The following is a 17,398-nucleotide window of genomic DNA, read 5'->3' as shown; positions in this document are numbered from 1 at the left end:
ACTGACTGACCGAATTTTTAAAATATATCTGTTTTTCATACACTTAAATTCCGAAGCTCATCGCAGGCCTGTGGATAAGTCAGGGGAAAACTCTTGGTGTTAAGTTCTGTACACAGAGCGCGAGTATCCGTTGTCCCCTGTTGATTATTGCTATCTTATAGCTGAAGAATTCGGACTGTTTTGCCAGCCCCACCATCTCGCGAGTGTTCTGCACATGTTGCCGGCCTCCACTCCTATGAGTCGCGCACAATGTTATCCACACCCACCACACCACTGATACTTGCGTCTGCTTCAGAAATCCGAAAGCAGCTTTTGACGTCAGCCGGCGTTTCGGTTGTAACTCAACCAGCCCGTATCGACGAGTTAGCGTTGCGCGACTCTTTGAGTGCTGAAGGCGCGCCGCCACGCGATATCGCCGACGCCCTCGCAGAGGCGAAGGCGCGTAAGATCAGTGATAAATTTCCGGACCGTCTTGTTCTTGGTTGCGACCAGGTGCTGGCGCACGGCGGGGATGTTTTGGGTAAACCCAAGTCCCCTGATGAGGCGCGTGCGCAGCTGTACCGCCTTCGCGGCGACAGGCACACGCTTTTATCTGCCGCAGTGATTTATGAGGGTGGCAAACCCCTTTGGCGTCATGTCGGGATCGTCAGGTTGTCCATGCGCGCCGCAACCGACGCGTATGTCGACGACTATGTCGAACGAAACTGGGACAGTATCCGTCACTCTGTCGGGGGGTATAAACTAGAAGAAGAAGGCGCGCGATTGTTCACCCGAATTGATGGCGACTATTTCACTGTGCTCGGTCTTCCTCTCTTGGAGTTGCTGTCGTATTTGATCCTTCGGGGGGACATTCCGGGATGAAGACAAAGATACCTTTGGCTGGAGTGATCGCGCACCCGGTTGCTCACAGTAAATCGCCCCGACTGCATGGGGGGTGGCTGCAAGAGTACGGGATCACTGGTCACTATATTCCGATGGATGTGCATCCCGACGACCTGCAAGGCGTACTCGAAACTTTGCCGAAGGCGGGCTTTGTTGGGGTGAACGTCACCCTGCCCCACAAGGAAGCCGCATTGAAGCTTGCAACCACAGTAACAAAGCGCGCGAAACGGATCGGAGCCGCCAACACGCTTACATTTCGGCCCGAGGGCGGGTTCGATGCGGATTGCACGGATGGCGAAGGGTTTATTGAAAACTTGCGTCAAACCGCACCGGATTGGTCGGCAGCGGCAGGACCGGTGGCTGTCTATGGCGCCGGCGGTGCAGCCCGAGCTGTGCTAGATGCGCTTCTTTCCGCAGGAGCACCTGAGATCCGTTTGTGCAACAGAACGCGCGCCCGGGCCGAGGCTTTGGCCGATATTTTTGGGCCAACGGTGCAGGTTATCGATTGGGAAAAGGCCGGCGATGTTGCCGATGGCGCGACGACGCTGGTGAATACCACCTCATTGGGGATGCAGGGGCAGCCGCCCTTTGACATCGCGCTTGACGGAATGCACCCGGGGGCCTTGGCAACCGATCTCGTATACATACCGCTAGAAACACCCTTTTTGACCGCAGCGCGTGCTGCGGGCGCAATCACCGTCGATGGACTGGGTATGCTTATTCATCAAGCCATCCCAGGTTTTCAAAAATGGTTTGGAACCCGCCCTGTGGTGTCGGATGCGACGCGGGCGCGGATGCTTGAGGCGTGAGCGATCCGTTCAAACTTGGCCTTACTGGGTCAATCGGCATGGGGAAGTCGACCACGGCCGCCCTGTTTGCTGATCATGGCTGCGCTGTTTGGGACGCCGATGAAGCGGTGCACCGGCTATACGGGCGTAATGGCGCTGCGGTGGACGCGATTGCGCGCCTTCACCCTGATGCCGTAGAGGGCGGTGCTGTGTCCCGCCCTGCCCTAAAAGCATGGATTGCGAAAGACCCGAAGGCGCTTGGTAAAATTGAGGCTATCGTTCACCCGCTCGTCTCGGCAGACCGGGCTGCTTTTTTAGCAGACACTCAAAGCGACATCGCCGTTCTCGACATTCCGTTGCTCTTTGAGGGCGGCACCAAGGACGCATTTGATGCGGTCGCCGTGGTGAGCGCGCCGGCGGACATTCAGCGCGCCCGTGTTCTGGCCCGGCCTGGGACGACCGACGCACATTTTGAACGTATCCTTGCAAACCAGATGCCGGATGCGGAAAAAAGGAAGCACGCGGATTTCATCATTGAAACCTGCGATCATTCGTCAGCGCAAGTGGCGGTCAGTCAAATCGTGAAAGACATCAGGGCTCGAAATGCGTGAACTTGTTCTCGACACGGAAACCACAGGGCTTGATCCGTTTGATGGTCACCGCATCGTTGAAATTGGTGCAGTCGAATTGGTGGGCCATATGCCAACGGGCCGTACCTATCATCAGTACATCAATCCCAAGCGCGACATGCCGCAGGAAGCATTTGATGTGCATGGCATCAGCGCAGAGTTTCTGGCGGACAAGCCGGTCTTTGCGGATATCGCGGCCGATTTTGTGGCGTTCTGCGGTGATGCAAAGCTGGTGATCCACAATGCCAGCTTTGATATGAAGTTCATCAATGCCGAGCTGGGCTGGCTCGACATGCCTGCGATACCTATGGCGCAAGCGCTCGATACGCTGGCGATTGCCCGCAAACGCTTCCCCGGCTCACCTGCGTCACTCGACGCGTTGTGCCGCCGGTTTGGCATCGACAACTCGTCGCGCGAAAAGCATGGCGCACTGCTGGATAGCGAAATTCTGGCCGAAGTGTATCTCGAACTCATCGGCGGGCGACAGCCCGATTTGGTTCTGACGAACAGTCCAGAGCGGAAGTCTGGTGACAGCGCGGCAGATGCTGCATGGCGGCCGCGCCCGCGCGCCAAGCCATTGCCGACGCGTTTATCGGAACAGGAAAAGGCCGCGCATGCGGCTTTTGTTGCGTCGTTGGGCGACGCCGCAGTTTGGCGTAAATTCATGGGCGGGACTGACTGAACAGTCCCGCACCAAGAAAATTATGCGTTGGTTGGTTGAGCTGCTGCCGCATCTTTTTGGCGACGTTCGATTTCGTTGCGATAGATCGCCATGAAATCAACAGTGTCTAGGTTCAATGCCGGGAAGCCGCCGTCGCGCGTAACGTCAGACACGATGCGCCGAACAAACGGGAAAAGCATCCGAGGGCATTCAATCATCAAGAAGGGGTGCAATTGCTGCTCGGGTATGCCGTCGATCAGGAAAACCCCGCCGTAATCCAGTTCCATCGCGAACAGGACATCGCCGGTTTCTTTGTTTTTGGATGTGATCGTGTACTTTGTGATCACTTCGTACTGGTTTTCAACACTTCGCTTTTTCGCGTCCAGGCCAACCTGAACCTGCACATCGGGCTTCACGTCGCCGCCAGTGCCTTTTTGTGCGACAATATTCTCAAACGAAAAGTCACGAATATATTGCGCCAGAACTTGCATTTTGACCTGTGCGGGCTGCTGCGGTGCAGCGCCGTTGGGTGTATCGGCCATAAAGTTTCTCCATCAGATACGAGGTTGGGCATCTGCTACCAGATCAACCAGTGGCTCACAAGTTACCGGTCGTCTCGGGTCCATCTAGAGGGTCGGTCGGTCCTGCGTGGCGGAATACTGTCGGGGTCGACCTCTCGGAATTCGCCATCAATCACGTCGGGCCCGCTGGGGTTGCGTTGTGCGGCCTGACCTGCGGTGTTCATCGTTGCGTGCTGTATATTGACCCGGCTACGCAGGAAGGCGAACACGCGAACGCGGATACCCGGAACCAGCAACGCAAACCCAAGCGCATCAGTGAAAAAGCCCGGTGTCAGCAGCAATACGCCCGACACCAGGATCATAGCGCCATGGGCCAGCGGCTCTGCCGGGTTATCAAGACGATTGATAGATGTCTGAATGTTTGCCAGCGCGGCAAGCCCTTGGGTTCGCACCATAGACGTGCCCAGAATTGCGGTCAGCACCACAATCAGAAGGGTTGGCCAAAGGCCCAAAAGACCGCCGACCTGAATGAACAGCCCGATCTCGATAAGTGGTATGCCGATGAAGGCAGCTAGAAGCCACATAGTGTCCCCTCAGATGACTTGGTTGTGTCAGGTGGACTTGAGCCACCTTGTCACCTACATAAGAGTGATACAGTCTTTTCGCCATCCCAACCCCTCATGAGGCCTAAATGAGCTCTGCCGTGATTCAGTTACTCGTGCTTGCCGGTGTCGCAATCTTCCTGATCTTGCGGCTAAAAAGCGTGCTGGGCACGCGCGAAGGGTTTGAAAAACCGCCCGTCCCTATGGCCGGGAAAAGTGATGCACTTAACGACTCCCGCCCGGAATTCGAAGTCATCGAAGGCGGCCCAGACCACGACATTATCGACAATGTTCCGGCAGAAAGCCCTGCAGCCGCCGCATTGGCCGAAATGAAGAAGGAAGACGCCGACTTTAACGTTACCGGTTTCCTTCAAGGCGCACGCGGCGCGTACGAAATGATCCTCATGGCGTTCAAATCTGGCGACCTGAGTGAAGTGGAGGACTTTATCGCCCCTGACATTCTTGAAAGCTTCAGTGAGGCGATCGAAGAACGCGCCCGTCAGGGTCTGAGCATCGACGCGACATTTGTTGGCATTCGTGAACTCAAGTTGATTACCGCGCACTTTGATCATGCCACACACGAAGCAGAACTGACGGTGCGCTTTGTTGCCGAACTCACATCCGTCGTGCGGAACGAGACCGGCGAGATTGTCGAAGGCAACCCACAAGAGATCGTGCGCCAGCCTGACACCTGGACCTTCGCTCGTGATATGAGCGTCGGCGATCCCAACTGGCTTCTGGTCGCCACTGGCGACTGATCCCAAAGGCGCTTTGCCCCAATGTCGCGCAAACGCCACAAACCCGGGCAGTCGCCTGAAGACCATGACATTTGGGCACGGGTCGTTGAATCTGTGACCCCCCTTACAAATGCGTCGCTGTCAAAGGCGGCGCATTTGCGTGGGTCCGCCCAAGAGCGGCCCCATTCGGAGAAACCCGAAGCGCCCGCCCCAAAGCGGATGGCAGCCAAGAAGCTTTCAAGTTTCAGATTGGGAAGCCGAGCGCAAACGCCGCCGCCCCGACACGACCTGGCCCCGAACATCACGGACGCGCTGCACGCAGCGCCACCTCGGGTTGATGGGCATACACATGGGCGGTTAAAGCGCGGAAAGCTGCGCCCCGAAGCCAGAATTGACCTTCATGGAATGACATTGGCGCAGGCACACCCTGTTCTGGTCCGGTTCCTCATGTCAGCCTATTCTGACGGTAAACGGCTTGTTCTCGTGATAACCGGCAAGGGTAAAGATCGGGACGAAGGCGGCGTGATTCCGGTTCGGCGGGGCATTCTGCGTCATCAGGTGCCGCACTGGGCGCAGACGCCGCCGCTGTCGCAGGTCGTGCTTCAGATAACCCCAGCCCATTACCGCCACGGCGGCGATGGTGCGTATTACGTCTATTTGCGCAAGGCACGGTAAGACCAGCGGTTGCAACTTGCGCTGCCATGCTTAGGTTCGCTTGGCCAAAAGGAAAGAAATCCATGACCACCCTGACACCGCGCGAAATCGTTTCTGAACTCGACCGTTTTATCATTGGCCAAGCCGATGCAAAGCGGGCGGTCGCTGTCGCCTTGCGTAACCGCTGGCGGCGCAAACAGTTGGGCGATGACCTTCGTGATGAGGTGTATCCCAAGAATATCCTCATGATCGGGCCAACTGGGGTTGGCAAGACCGAGATCAGCCGCCGACTTGCAAAGCTGGCCCGTGCGCCTTTCGTGAAGGTTGAGGCAACCAAGTTCACCGAGGTTGGCTATGTCGGGCGGGATGTTGAGCAAATCGTTCGCGATTTGGTGGATGTGGCTATTGCTGATACCCGCGAGTACATGCGCGACGACGTGAAAACGCGGGCGGAAGCAAACGCCGAGAACCGGGTCATTTCTGCAATAGCCGGCAGTGATGCCCGTGAAGGGACGCGTGAACGGTTCCGTGAAAAGCTGCACAGGGGCGAACTTGACGGCCACGAAATTGAAATCGAGGTCGCAGATACGTCAAGCCCGCTGCCCCAGATGGATATTCCCGGTCAGCCCGGTATGGGCATGATGAATATTGGCGATCTTTTCGGCAAAGCCTTTGGCGGGCGGACCGTGAAAAAGCGTATGAGCGTGGCCGATAGCTATGCAGTATTGGTCGCTGAAGAGGCCGATAAATTGCTTGATGACGAAGCGGTCACGCGCACGGCGCTTGATGCGGTGCAGGAAAGCGGCATCGTGTTCCTGGATGAGATCGACAAAGTGTGTGCTCGGTCTGACGCAAGGGGCGGCGATGTTAGCCGCGAAGGCGTGCAGCGTGATTTGCTGCCCTTGATCGAAGGCACCACGGTCAGCACCAAACACGGTCCGGTTAAAACGGACCATATCCTGTTTATTGCGTCGGGCGCGTTTCACATTGCAAAACCATCGGACCTGCTTCCAGAGCTTCAGGGCCGTCTGCCCATCCGGGTGGAGCTTCGCGCGCTGACCGAAGAAGATTTCGTGCGCATTCTGACGGAAACAGACAACGCCCTGACGCGCCAGTACACCGCGCTTATGGCAACTGAGCAGGTCACGGTCACCTTTACCGATGACGGCATTGCCGCGTTGGCAGCGATCGCGGCTGAGGTAAATCGCAGTGTCGAGAATATCGGCGCGCGGCGTCTTTACACGGTGCTTGAGCGCGTGTTCGAGGATCTCAGCTATACAGCGCCGGACCGGTGTGGCGATACAGTCACCGTCGATGCAGCGTTTGTTGAGAAGTATTTGGGCGATCTGGTGAAATCGACGGATATCAGCCGCTATGTGCTGTAAGGGTCTTGGATGACGGGCTGCGTGCTGGACACGGGCCCGTCCTCGTCCTAACGATTTGGGATCGACTTAAGGATCCCGACACATGCAAGCACCTTCCACCGCGTTTTTGCGCGCAAACGCCCCTTGGCTGACAGCCGGGCTGCTTCTTGCGTTTTCCTCTAGCTATGGACAAACCTATTTCATCTCGCTTTTTGCGGGTGAGATTATGGCAGAGTTCGGCCTTAGCCACGGCGAGTGGAGCTCTATCTACGGTGCCGGTACGCTTATGTCGGCGGCGCTAATGATCTTTGTGGGCGGCGTGACGGATCGATTTCGGGTCCGCTTTCTGGGCGCATTCATCATGCTGGGCCTCGCGGCCGCCTGTGTTTCGATGTCTGCGGTCAATACCGCTTGGGTGCTGATCCCTGTGATTTTTGCACTGCGGTTCTTTGGGCAGGGGATGTCGTCGCACCTGTCCTCGGTGGCAATGGCGCGTTGGTTCGTGGCGAACCGAGGCAAGGCGCTTGCCGTCGCGACAATCGGCTTCGCGTTGGGCGAATCCGTTCTTCCCATCACGTTTGTCAGCTTGATGGGGCACGTAGATTGGCGGTTGTTGTGGTTGGTCGCTGCGGTGCTGGCGCTTTTGGCGATTCCTGCGCTGGCGCTGCTGCTTCGGCGTGAGAGAACGCCGCAAAGCTTGGGCGAGCACGAGCAATCACCCGGTATGGGCGGGCGTCACTGGACCCGCAAAGAGGCGATGCACCATCCTTTGTTCTGGTGCGCGGTGCCCCTGATCGTGGGGCCAGCGGCGTTCCTAACGGCTACCTTTTTTCATCAGGTTCACCTGTCAGCGGAAAAGGGCTGGGAGCACCTTCAATTCGTATCTTTGTTCCCGGTTTATACGGCCGCAACGGTCACTGGAATGATCGGATCGGGCTTGCTGATCGACCGCTTTGGCACTGGCCGGCTGATGCAGTTATACCAGTTGCCAATGGCTGCCGCCTTTGTGCTGATGGGCTGGTCTTCGGGTTTGGTTTGGGGTGGTGCGTCCATGGTGCTTTTGGGGCTTGGACATGGCATCGCTGTCACGGTTCCAACGGCGTTCTGGGCGGACTACTTCGGCACACGGCATCTTGGATCCATCCGGGCGCTTGCCACCGCAATCATGGTTTTTGGAACAGCTCTTGGTCCGGTGATAACTGGGTGGGTCATTGATGCTGGCGTCGGATATGATCGGCAGATGCCGGTCATCGCGATCTATTTCATTGCGACATCGGCGTTGATAGGTGTGGGCCTACGCGCCGCAGGCCCACTGGCGCGCTATGTGCGTGGCTGACCTATTCGTCTATGGTTTCGACAGTCAAATTGCCGTTGGTATAGACGCAAATTTCTGACGCGATGGCCATTGCTTCGCGTGCGATTTGTTCCGCGTCGATGTCGGTGTTGGCCATAAGCCCGCGTGCCGCTGCCAAGGCAAAGTTGCCGCCTGACCCAATCGCCGCAACGTCGTGTTCTGGTTCCAGAACATCGCCGGCGCCGGTAATAACAAACAGGTCACGACCGTCGGTAACTATCAGCATCGCCTCAAGCTTCTGAAGGTACTTGTCGGTGCGCCAATCCTTTGCCAACTCTACGCTGGCTCGAGCAAGCTGGCCGGGCGTTGCTTCAAGCTTGGTTTCCAGTCGTTCGAGCAGTGTAAAAGCATCGGCCGTGGACCCGGCAAATCCTGCCACCACATCGGAACCGCCGGGGCTAAGCCTGCGCACCTTGCGGGCACTACCCTTAATCACTGTCGGCCCAAGGCTGACTTGCCCATCGCCCGCTATAACGACGCGACCACCGCGACGAACGCCAATGATTGTGGTTCCGTGCCAACCTGGAAAATTCTGATCTGCCATGAGGCCTCCGTTATCTGTCCGGCCTATATGGCGGCACGAAGGCCAAGCGACAACCGTACGAGACCTAGAACAGGCCGGCTTCTTTCGCGATCATTGCGGCATGGGTCCGGTTCTTGGCTTCCAGTTTGTTGCACAGCGTTTTCACGTGCAGCTTGATGGTCACTTCCTGAAGGTCCAATTCGCGAGCGATTTCTTTGTTCGCCAAGCCCTGGCACAACCCACCCAGAACCTGCATTTCGCGGCTCGAGAGCTTTTCGGCAATCGGATTGACCTCTTCTTCCTCTTCGGTCGTCATAAATTTGACGGGCACATAAGTTTCACCAGCGGCCATGAACCGAACAGCATTCACCAGCGATTTTGCGGGAAGTGTTTTGGGAAGAAATCCGACAGCCCCAGCATCCAGAGCCTCCTGTGCAACTACGCGTGAGGCGGTGCCAGACATAATTGCGACCGGGTTTCCATCGTTCAGCGCAATTGCCTTGTGCAAACCGTCAAGACCGTTCATCCCGGGCATTGTGTAGTCCAGTAAAACCAAATCAAACGAGCCGCGTTCTTCGATCAACTTACAGGCTTGATCAAGATCTTCGACGGTCTCAACATTAATTTCGTTTTCTGCCCCGAGGAACACTGCCAAGGTATCCCGGACAAGATCGTGATCGTCAGCTATCAATACGTTCATAGCAAGCCTCCCCTACCCGAAATGCCGGTAGAATTCTACTTTAGGGGGCGGTTGCGAAAAACTGCAATCGAATTTTCCCGAACTGGGTCAGATAGATGCGTAACGTGGCGTTTTAGCAGCGTCCCGATGAGCTTGATCCAACCCATTCAAAGCTGCTGGCACTATTGAACTCTCTTATCGCCCGATCCCAGATTGCTGGAAGCTCGTGAAGCCGGGTGTTTTCCTCCGTGGCCGTGCCTGCTTTTCCGATTTCCTGTAATTCAAGCAATCGGGCACGAAAGCTATCCGCCCCAAAAACCGCTGCGGTACCAGAAAGCTTGTGGATATCTGCGACTGTTTCGGCTCGGTTGATTGCTTTGGCAGGTCCCGATGCCAGCTTTGCGACAAGGGCGTCGGCATCTTTGCGGAACACTTTGAACATTTTGGCCAAGTGCTCGGGCGCAATCTCGGCATTCAGCTCTTCCAATTGGGACAAGTTGATTGACCCTGTCTTGACGATTGTGCTGCTTTTCGGCGGTGCGAACACTGTCACGCTGTCGCCGGCCAATGCCAACGCATGCTCAATCGACTTGCGCGACAACGGCTTTGTGATGGTCTCGTTCATACCGGCCTGGCGGAACTTCTCGGCCTCATGGCTTAACGCGTTCGCGGTCACTGCCACAATTGGCGTGCGGCAGGATCCGCAACCAGAGCCGCGGATGCGGCGGGTTGCTTCAACACCGTCGAGACGGGGCATGCTGATGTCCATGAGGATCAGATCGTAAGTGTGAGCAAGGGCGTATTCGACCCCTTCGATGCCATCATTGGCTTCGGTGATTTTATGGTTTGCGGATTCAAGCATTTCGCGCATCACGAGGCGATTGATCTCGTTGTCTTCGACGACGAGGATATCAAGCGACCTTTGCGGTTTCTGCTGCTTCGCTTGAACGGGTTTGGGCGAAGCCGTGACTGTTTTCTTTTTGAGCGTTCCAAGTCTTTGTGCAAGCGGGATGCGCACCCAAAACAGGCTTCCTTCGCCGGGTTCGCTTTCGACGCCAATCTCGCCGCCCAATCGCGTTACAAGCCGCTTTACGATACCAAGCCCAAGGCCAGTGCCGGAATTTGACCGGCCATAGGACGCATCAAGCGAAAAGAAATCGTCGAAAATGCGCTCCCGATCGGCATTCTCGATACCAATGCCGGTGTCGCTTATGGTGAACTCCACCAAATCGCCGCGGCCAAGCCGGGCAACGGCCACATCGACTTCGCCATTCTTTGTGAATTTGATCGCGTTACCGATCAGGTTTGACAGTATCCGCCGCAGGGCTGCGGGGTCGCCGACCACGGTCGATACGGGCGGAAGCGAAACGCTGATCCGAGTCCCATTGCGGCGCGCGATGGCTGATTGTTCGGCGACGATATCGCGAACGACCGTTCCGAAATCCATTGGGCGCAAGCTATCTGTGGGCTGGGCGCCCGAATCGATGCGGGAAATGTCGAGAACGTCGTTCACGTGGCTGAGCAGCACATCACCGGATTGCTCGATGACCGAGACATAGCGCGCTTGTTTTTCGGTCAGGCCGGTCTCTTCAAGCAATTCAAGCGTGGCCAGCATCCCGTTCAAAGGTGTGCGCATTTCGTGGCTCATGACTGTCAGCAACCGGTCTTTGGCGCGCTCGCTTTCCAGCGCCTTGTCCCGAACGTGGCGCAGTTCTTTTTCAGCAGTAACCCGGCGCGTCACATCTCGTACAAACGATATTATGATCGCCTCGTGGGTGTTGTTGACGCTGGAAGCCAAAGAAAGCTCCAGGGGAAATTCCTCACCGTTCTTTCGCAATCCGGTCAGGGTGACACGCCCACCGCCCACAAGCTTGCCATTGCGGGTCTCGGCATATCGTTTCATGCCGGCGTGATGCGCTGCCCTTGCGTCCTTCGGGATGATTGTTTCAGAGATCGAGCGACCGATGATTTCATCTCGCGAAAAGCCGAAAATGGTTTCGGCGGCTTTGTTGAAGTCGCGAATTATTCCTTGCATGTCGGCAATTATGACCCCGTCGAGCGCCGTTTCGACAACAGAAGTCATTCGTTCCCCGGTCAGTTCAGCCTTACGGGAGTGGAATTGCGCAGTGAGATAGAAGCGCCAAAGCACAAAAGTAAGCCCGGCAAGCATGGCGATGAGCAACCCGGTTATGATTGAAACCCGTTCCAGCGTCGCGGCCACACTGGCGCCGCTTTCGCTTGCCTGCTTGGCAAAAAACCTCAGGCTGGTCAGTGCGACTTCGCGGATCGTGTCACGGTGAGCAATGAGGTCTTGCTGAAGTTCTGGCAGCGTTCGCTGCAATTCGGGGTCAGGGCCATCAAGCATGGGAATGAGGCGGTCGAGGTCCGCGCGGAGCGTGGCAACCAGCGCGCCGACATTTGTGGACTGGCGCAGTTCTGTAAACATCAATCCGGTGTCGAGGGTCACGATGCGGCTGTACAGAACATCGAACCGCTGCCGCACATCCGATAACCCGGCGACGGGCGGTTGCGCTTGCGCATTGCTGACGTCGTTCACGAGCGAGAGATATTCGACCTCGACCTGCGATAGCTGCCATTCAACATTGTCAGAGGTCGCTCTGTTCAGGGTGTCCAGTTTGCGGACAAGATCCACAGCAAGCAGGCCGATCAAGGCTGTGAGCGCGAGAACGGCCATGCCCACAAGAACGGGCTTTAGCCATTTTTTCTTATTTTTTTCAATGCTATAAAAACTCGTCATACCACGTAACCTAGATCAAAAATTCACTCTAAAACTTGCATCCTGTCGAGCTGCCAGATGCTGCGCGAGTAGATCACCGAGGTCTGAAATTTGGCCGCTGTGTCGTAGGGGTAGATCAGCCAAAGTGGCCCCTTTTCTCGCAGGCTCATATACTCACCGTCCACCTTTTCCGCGATGATCGGGTCATTTTCCAACAGATCGGCAACCGGAATATCAATGGCGTAATCGTTCACGGCCATAAATTTGATTGTTCCGGACCGGACACCCAGCGCGTCAAGAAGGACGCTTATGCGCACACCTTCAAATTCAGAAACGCCCGCGGTCCAGATTGTCGATGTTGTAAAGCTGTCACGGGGCAAACCGCCCAGCCCCACACGGTCAAGCTTGATTGGCGTATCACTACCCAGCGGTACGATTGTCAAAATCACATCACTTTTGGGTTGCGGGAAGTCATATGCCGCTATGGCTGGCTGTGCGGTGATGAGCGCGCCAAACATAAGGGCGCGAGCGAATTTGGCCAAGCGGATCATTCACTTCTCCTAAATTGCTACAAGATTCTTCTAAATTATAGCGAAAGGCAGCGAGCCGCTAAAGAAATCAATGTGAACAATGGACTATGCAAAGTGATTTGGTCTGTATGCTTTGGTATATTTCCGCTTTGTCCACGCGATGCAAAAAAGCCCCACGCGGTTGCGCAGGGCCTTTTGATTTTCTTAAAGAAAAAGCAGGTCTTCAGATAGAATCTTCGATCCAGCTTTGCAGTGCCGCTTTCGGTGCTGCACCGGTCTTGTTTGAAACGACCTGACCGTCTTTGAACATAAACAACGCAGGAATGCCGCGAATGTGAAGCTCTTGAGCGGTTTTCATATTTTCGTCGACGTTGATCTTAACGATCTTTACGCGGCCTTCCATTTCGCCGGCGAGCTCTTCGAGAGCAGGGGCAATCTGTTTGCAGGGTCCGCACCATTCTGCCCAGAAATCCACCAGAACGGGGATCTTGGATTGCTTCACTTCGGTCTCGAACGTGTCATCGGTTACGGCTTGGGTTGCCATGAGTGCCTCCTCGGCGAATTCCTGTTGGAGCAAAGTAAGAACGGGGGGATCAACCGTCAAGGTTAGCTGGGCTTGACGCAGCGTACTGCAGGGCTTGTATGACGAGATCGCGGGGCAAATACATCAGCTTTGTGCTGCGCGTCCATAACAGAGCCGTTTGCACAGGCACGCCGGGATAGATGGCTTCCAGCGCGACGCAATAAGCTCCCATTTGACGCAAAAGACCTTCGGGGACGTTCTCGGGTATGTCGGGGATGCGGGTGTTGGACTTATAGTCGATTGCAAGCACGCCATCGTCAGAAATCAACAGGCGATCCACAATCCCGACAAGATGATCATAGGGGGGTGGCAAGAGGCCGGGCAGGGGACAGGTCAGCCCAACTTCGGCCAATGCGTCGGCGGCGAAAAGCGGGCGCAGGGAAGGGGCTGTCAGCACGCCGGTTGCTTCTGCCAGCAGATCGTCGATCTCGGCCGCTTCGTCGGCAGGCAGGTCTAAAATCTCGGGTGCAAGCGCTGGCCAACTTGCCTCGGGCAGATCCGGCAGGCGTTCAAGCAACAAATGAAGCCGAGTGCCGCGAAGCTTTGCCGCCTCTTCGCTCACGCCGCTGTCTCCGGGCAAGGCTTTTGCGCCGCCAAGCCCTGATGCGGTAATCGTGGTTTGTTCAATTGGGGGGCGCGGGCGACTGGGGCTCACGACCCATTCGGGAAGCGTAACCGGCGCTGTTGTTCGTTCGTCTTCCGCCTGTTCGGGAAGTCCAGCCCAATTGCCGTGTTCATACCGCAAGCCGGGACCTGTCGGAGTGTCGATGTGCCGTGCACCAAGAGCCGACAGGCCGGCTTCGGCCATCGCGTGCCAGCTGGTCCCAGTCTTGTCCGGTTCTCCTGACGCGCAAATCCAAAGCCAGCTTTCTGCGCGGGTCATCGCCACGTACAAAAGCCTAAGGCGTTCTTCCTCTTGTCGCGCGACGCTGTCGGCGCGAAGGGGCGCAAGCGCTTCGGGCATATTCGGTGTGGTCGGTGTCCAGAACGGGACCCCACTGTCTGTGTCCAGCAGAATGCCGGGTGGGGTGGGGGCGTTTCGTTTGCCGCATTCGGGTAAAATCACCAAGGGCGCTTCCAAGCCTTTTGCGCCGTGAACTGTCATCACCCGCAATCGCCGACCTGCGCTTTCAGCTTGCCGCTTTACCTCAACACTGTCGCCGCGCATCCATTCGAGAAAGCCGGTCAGGCTGGGAATATTCGCACGTTCGTAATTCAGCGCCTCACCCAGAAGCGCGTCTATCGCCTCTTCGCAATCGGGGCCCAGCCGGGCGACAAGCTTTTCGCGCCCGCGATGACGGATCAGTACCCGTTCCAAAAGGTCGAAAGGGCGCAGAAAGTCGGCCCTTTGGCCCAGATCCATCAGCATTTGATAGGCGTCACTGTCTGGCGCGGTGGCGCGCAGGGCCTGCCACAAATAGCCGGGTCTGGGCTGCGCCAACCGATACAGCGCATCCTCGGACCACCCCAGCAAGGGCGAACGCAATGCGCAGGCAAGGGACAGGTCATCTTCGGGCAGGGCGAGGTAACTCAATAGCGCCATCAGATCGCGCACGGCCATATCCCGAGTCAACTTGAGCCGGTCAGCCCCGGCGATATCCAGCCCGTGCGCCTTACACGCACGGATGATTGCGCGAAACAGGGGGCCGCGCCGACGCACAAGGATCAGAACATGGCCTTCGTGCAGGGGCACGCGGTTGCCTTTCCCGTCCGGCACCGTCTCGCCCGCGTCAATCAGGCGTCGCAATTCGGCGGCGATCTTTGTGGCCAACACGGCATCTGGGGCGCGCGGGCTGATCCGGTCCACCGGGGCAAACCACTCAACCTCCTCGCATGTGTCGTCTTCCTTTTCCACCCAGTTCCAAAGGTCGACGCGGCCGGGTAGTGTGTCTTTGAACGCGACATGAACCGGCGTGCCGCCGACGGCCGCCCCGTGTTCCGGCGCTGCAAAGGTTTGGTCAACAACATCAAGAACTGCCGCCGAAGAGCGAAATGAATGCGTCAGCGTGGTATCCTGAAGCTGCTCGCCACTTTGTGCCAGCGCTGTTTCAAAATGGCCGCGCAGCCGGTCAAATGCCGCCGGGTCTGCGCCCTGAAAGGAATAAATCGACTGTTTCTTGTCGCCAACGACAAAGATGGTTCGGTTCACGCCATCGCGCGCGCCAGCGCCGGATGTCAATTCCTGTGCCAGCAGGCGGATCACGTCCCATTGTTCCGGGCTGGTGTCCTGAGCCTCGTCCACAAGAATATGGTCGATCCGCCCATCCAGTTTGTACAGAACCCAATCAGCGGCCGCGCGTTGAGAGAGCAACTCGCGCGTGCGCAGGATCAGGTCGTCGAAATCCAACAGTCCGCGGGCGGTTTTCTGAGCCTCGATAGCTGGCAAGAAGACAGCGGCAAAAGCGTGCAGCGCTGCGGAGCGGTGCGCAGACGCAAGCGCAAGTCGGCGGTCGCGCGCGGCCTCTACGCGTTCCATCAGGGCGTCGAGGGCATCTGTCAGGGCTTCGCCCAGCTTTGTGCGCGTCGGTTTGGTTGGGAAGCTTCCAGTCTTCGCCACGTAAGATCCGGCCTTGGTGTCTTTGCCTGAGAGAAGCACCCCCTCAAGCACAGCCAGCCCTGCGAGACTGTCCAGATTATCGAGCAGGGGCGCGATTTTCTCGGCCGCTTTGCCATCATTGCCGCCCTTGGCGCGCAAGATCGGCAGCATGGTGGTGAACATGTCTGTTTCGGAACCATCGAAAACGTCGGCCAAAAGCGTGTCGGCGCAAAAATCTGCGGGAAGTCCATGAGCGGTCAGTAGGTCGGGCAGGGTGCGCGGCGTTGCAAATGCTGCACGGGCTTTTAGCATCTCAGACAGCAGTCCCGACAGTTTGTCGTCCCCGGTCAGGTAATGCGCGAGCCCGTCAAGCAGTGCGCCTTGCTGCCCATCTGACATTTCTTCCAAAACGTCCTGCGCGAGAACAGCCGCGCTGCGTTCGTCGAGTTCGGTAAAGCTGGGCGATACGCCGGCTTCCAATGGAAACTGACGCAACAGAGCCGCGCAAAACGCGTGGATGGTCTGAATCTTTAGCCCGCCGGGCGTTTCTATTGCTTGTGCGAACAGCCGTCGGGCGCCGTTCAGCGCGTGATCATCCAGCGTCCCGGCCAGCCCGAGCTCGGTCAGGGCATCGCGCAACTCTGCGTCGGGCTTCATGGCCCATTCGCCAAGGCGGCGGAACAGGCGGTTCTGCATCTCTGACGCGGCGGCTTTGGTGTAGGTCAGGCACAGAATGTTCTGTGGCGGTGTCCCTGACAGCAAAAGCCGGGCAACCCGGTCGGTCAGAACTCGCGTCTTCCCAGAGCCGGCATTGGCGCCAAGCCAGGTTGATCGGTCCGGGTTGGCGGCGTCGATCTGGCGGCGGGTTGCGTCATTGAGGGCGGTCATTGGCCCACCTTTTCGGGTTTAGGGCTGTCGCTCAGATCCCATTCCCCGGCGCGGGCCAGTAACAGGTAGTCGCCGTCAAAGGCTTCAGACTCTGGTGCTGTCTGGGCGGTATACCCCGTTGCTGGATCATCATATTCGGCGACCAGTTTCCGGAATTCGGCCAGTGTTGTGTCTGGAGGCATTTTGTCCAGCGGCGCGGCGACGTTCTTTGGGGTGCTGCCCAGACCGATATACTCGGCACGCAGAACATCGGCGGCTGGCTGCGTGCCGAAGCCGGCTTGTTCGGCAATGACAGCTTCCAGCAAAAGCTGTTTGGCAAACACCTTTTGCCTGCTCTCGGTGGGCGGCGCGCCTGTCTTGTAGTCGTAGATGACATATCTTCCGTCGTCCGTGAGGTCGATCCGGTCTGCCTTTGCGGTCAAAGTGAAATCAGGTGCGGTGAGCTTCAGCGTGCCCAATTGCTCGCCCTTCAGAGGCAGTGCCACTGCATGACGTGCGAGCTCGTCTGCCAGAAAAATGTCAGCAACTTTTGCAAGTCGGGCCATCCAAAGCCGGCGTGCGGTCGGCCATGGGACTTCTTCAACAAGAACGTCCTGCGCGACCGCCAAAAGGCGCGCCCGTCGGTCTTCGGGCGCGATACTGGAAAATTCGGGCACAAACCGTTCCATCACAAGGTGAAGCACCCGGCCCCGATCACGAGCATCCGGATCACGGTGAAGAGGGTCCAGCC

The 17,398-nt window shown here is 57.3% G+C and carries 17 protein-coding genes; 8 read left to right on the top strand and 9 right to left on the bottom strand.

What is annotated here, in order from left to right:
* Nucleotides 1-249: 249 nt before the first annotated feature.
* The 4 genes from E2L05_RS06565 to dnaQ are packed head-to-tail and all read left to right on the top strand — an operon-like array spanning nt 250 to nt 2,981.
* The gene (locus E2L05_RS06565; RefSeq protein ID WP_133342106.1) at nt 250-861 is read left to right on the top strand and encodes a Maf family protein; all 612 of its coding nucleotides are present in this window, start codon (nt 250-252) and stop codon (nt 859-861) included.
* Entirely contained in the window at nt 858-1,691 is an 834-nt protein-coding gene (locus tag E2L05_RS06560) for a shikimate dehydrogenase (RefSeq protein ID WP_133342105.1), read from the top strand. The genes E2L05_RS06565 and E2L05_RS06560 overlap by 4 nt, the downstream gene beginning before the upstream one ends.
* The gene (gene coaE / locus E2L05_RS06555; protein WP_279512627.1) at nt 1,688-2,281 is read left to right on the top strand and encodes a dephospho-CoA kinase; all 594 of its coding nucleotides are present in this window, start codon (nt 1,688-1,690) and stop codon (nt 2,279-2,281) included. Before E2L05_RS06560 ends, coaE begins: the two co-directional genes overlap by 4 nt.
* Complete coding sequence (dnaQ, locus tag E2L05_RS06550) at nt 2,274-2,981, top strand: DNA polymerase III subunit epsilon (RefSeq protein WP_133342104.1); 708 nt, start codon at nt 2,274-2,276, stop codon at nt 2,979-2,981. Before coaE ends, dnaQ begins: the two co-directional genes overlap by 8 nt.
* 20 nt (nt 2,982-3,001) lie before the next feature.
* Here dnaQ and secB read toward each other — a convergent pair whose 3' ends face one another.
* Nucleotides 3,002-3,502: a protein-export chaperone SecB gene (secB, locus tag E2L05_RS06545; protein WP_133342103.1), complete on the bottom strand. Its 501-nt coding sequence runs from the start codon at nt 3,500-3,502 to the stop codon at nt 3,002-3,004.
* A gap of 62 nt (nt 3,503-3,564) precedes the next feature.
* A complete protein-coding gene (locus tag E2L05_RS06540; RefSeq protein WP_133342102.1) occupies nt 3,565-4,065 on the bottom strand; it encodes an FxsA family protein in 501 nt (166 codons plus the stop codon).
* Between the two features lie 107 nt (nt 4,066-4,172).
* Here E2L05_RS06540 and E2L05_RS06535 point away from each other — a divergent pair, with 107 nt between their 5' ends.
* From E2L05_RS06535 to E2L05_RS06520, 4 genes are all read left to right on the top strand, one after another.
* Nucleotides 4,173-4,841, top strand: a complete 669-nt coding sequence (locus tag E2L05_RS06535; RefSeq protein ID WP_133342101.1) for a Tim44/TimA family putative adaptor protein — start codon at nt 4,173-4,175, stop codon at nt 4,839-4,841.
* A gap of 21 nt (nt 4,842-4,862) precedes the next feature.
* A complete protein-coding gene (locus E2L05_RS06530; RefSeq protein WP_133342100.1) occupies nt 4,863-5,495 on the top strand; it encodes a Smr/MutS family protein in 633 nt (210 codons plus the stop codon).
* Between the two features lie 62 nt (nt 5,496-5,557).
* Nucleotides 5,558-6,859, top strand: coding sequence for an ATP-dependent protease ATPase subunit HslU (hslU, locus tag E2L05_RS06525; protein ID WP_133342099.1), 1,302 nt, complete (start codon nt 5,558-5,560; stop codon nt 6,857-6,859).
* A gap of 82 nt (nt 6,860-6,941) precedes the next feature.
* On the top strand, nt 6,942-8,174 hold the full coding sequence (locus E2L05_RS06520) for an MFS transporter (RefSeq protein WP_133342098.1): 1,233 nt from the start codon (nt 6,942-6,944) through the stop codon (nt 8,172-8,174).
* Between the two features lies 1 nt (nt 8,175).
* Here the strand turns inward: E2L05_RS06520 and hslV are convergent, their stop codons facing one another.
* The 7 genes from hslV to E2L05_RS06485 all read right to left on the bottom strand — a co-directional run.
* Nucleotides 8,176-8,736: an ATP-dependent protease subunit HslV gene (gene hslV, locus E2L05_RS06515; RefSeq protein WP_133342097.1), complete on the bottom strand. Its 561-nt coding sequence runs from the start codon at nt 8,734-8,736 to the stop codon at nt 8,176-8,178.
* 64 nt (nt 8,737-8,800) lie between these two features.
* Nucleotides 8,801-9,415: a response regulator transcription factor gene (locus tag E2L05_RS06510; protein WP_133342096.1), complete on the bottom strand. Its 615-nt coding sequence runs from the start codon at nt 9,413-9,415 to the stop codon at nt 8,801-8,803.
* A 112-nt stretch (nt 9,416-9,527) separates the two neighbouring features.
* A complete protein-coding gene (locus E2L05_RS06505) occupies nt 9,528-12,152 on the bottom strand; it encodes a hybrid sensor histidine kinase/response regulator (protein WP_133342095.1) in 2,625 nt (874 codons plus the stop codon).
* 23 nt (nt 12,153-12,175) lie between these two features.
* Entirely contained in the window at nt 12,176-12,682 is a 507-nt protein-coding gene (locus E2L05_RS06500; protein WP_243721893.1) for a molybdopterin-dependent oxidoreductase, read from the bottom strand.
* Nucleotides 12,683-12,884: 202 nt separating this feature from the next.
* Nucleotides 12,885-13,205 carry a thioredoxin gene (gene trxA, locus E2L05_RS06495; RefSeq protein WP_133342094.1) on the bottom strand — a complete coding sequence of 107 codons (321 nt, stop codon included), beginning with the start codon at nt 13,203-13,205 and terminating at the stop codon, nt 12,885-12,887.
* Between the two features lie 49 nt (nt 13,206-13,254).
* Nucleotides 13,255-16,668 carry a double-strand break repair helicase AddA gene (gene addA, locus E2L05_RS06490; RefSeq protein WP_133342093.1) on the bottom strand — a complete coding sequence of 1,138 codons (3,414 nt, stop codon included), beginning with the start codon at nt 16,666-16,668 and terminating at the stop codon, nt 13,255-13,257.
* The coding region (locus E2L05_RS06485) for a PD-(D/E)XK nuclease family protein (RefSeq protein ID WP_208016233.1) at nt 16,665-17,398 on the bottom strand (734 nt) is incomplete at its 5' end. The genes addA and E2L05_RS06485, both read right to left, overlap by 4 nt.

Origin of the sequence: Meridianimarinicoccus aquatilis (genome assembly GCF_004358675.1) — a bacterium.
In the GTDB taxonomy this organism is placed as follows: Bacteria; Pseudomonadota; Alphaproteobacteria; order Rhodobacterales; family Rhodobacteraceae; genus Meridianimarinicoccus; species Meridianimarinicoccus aquatilis.
This window is presented reverse-complemented; position numbering and strand designations above follow the sequence as displayed.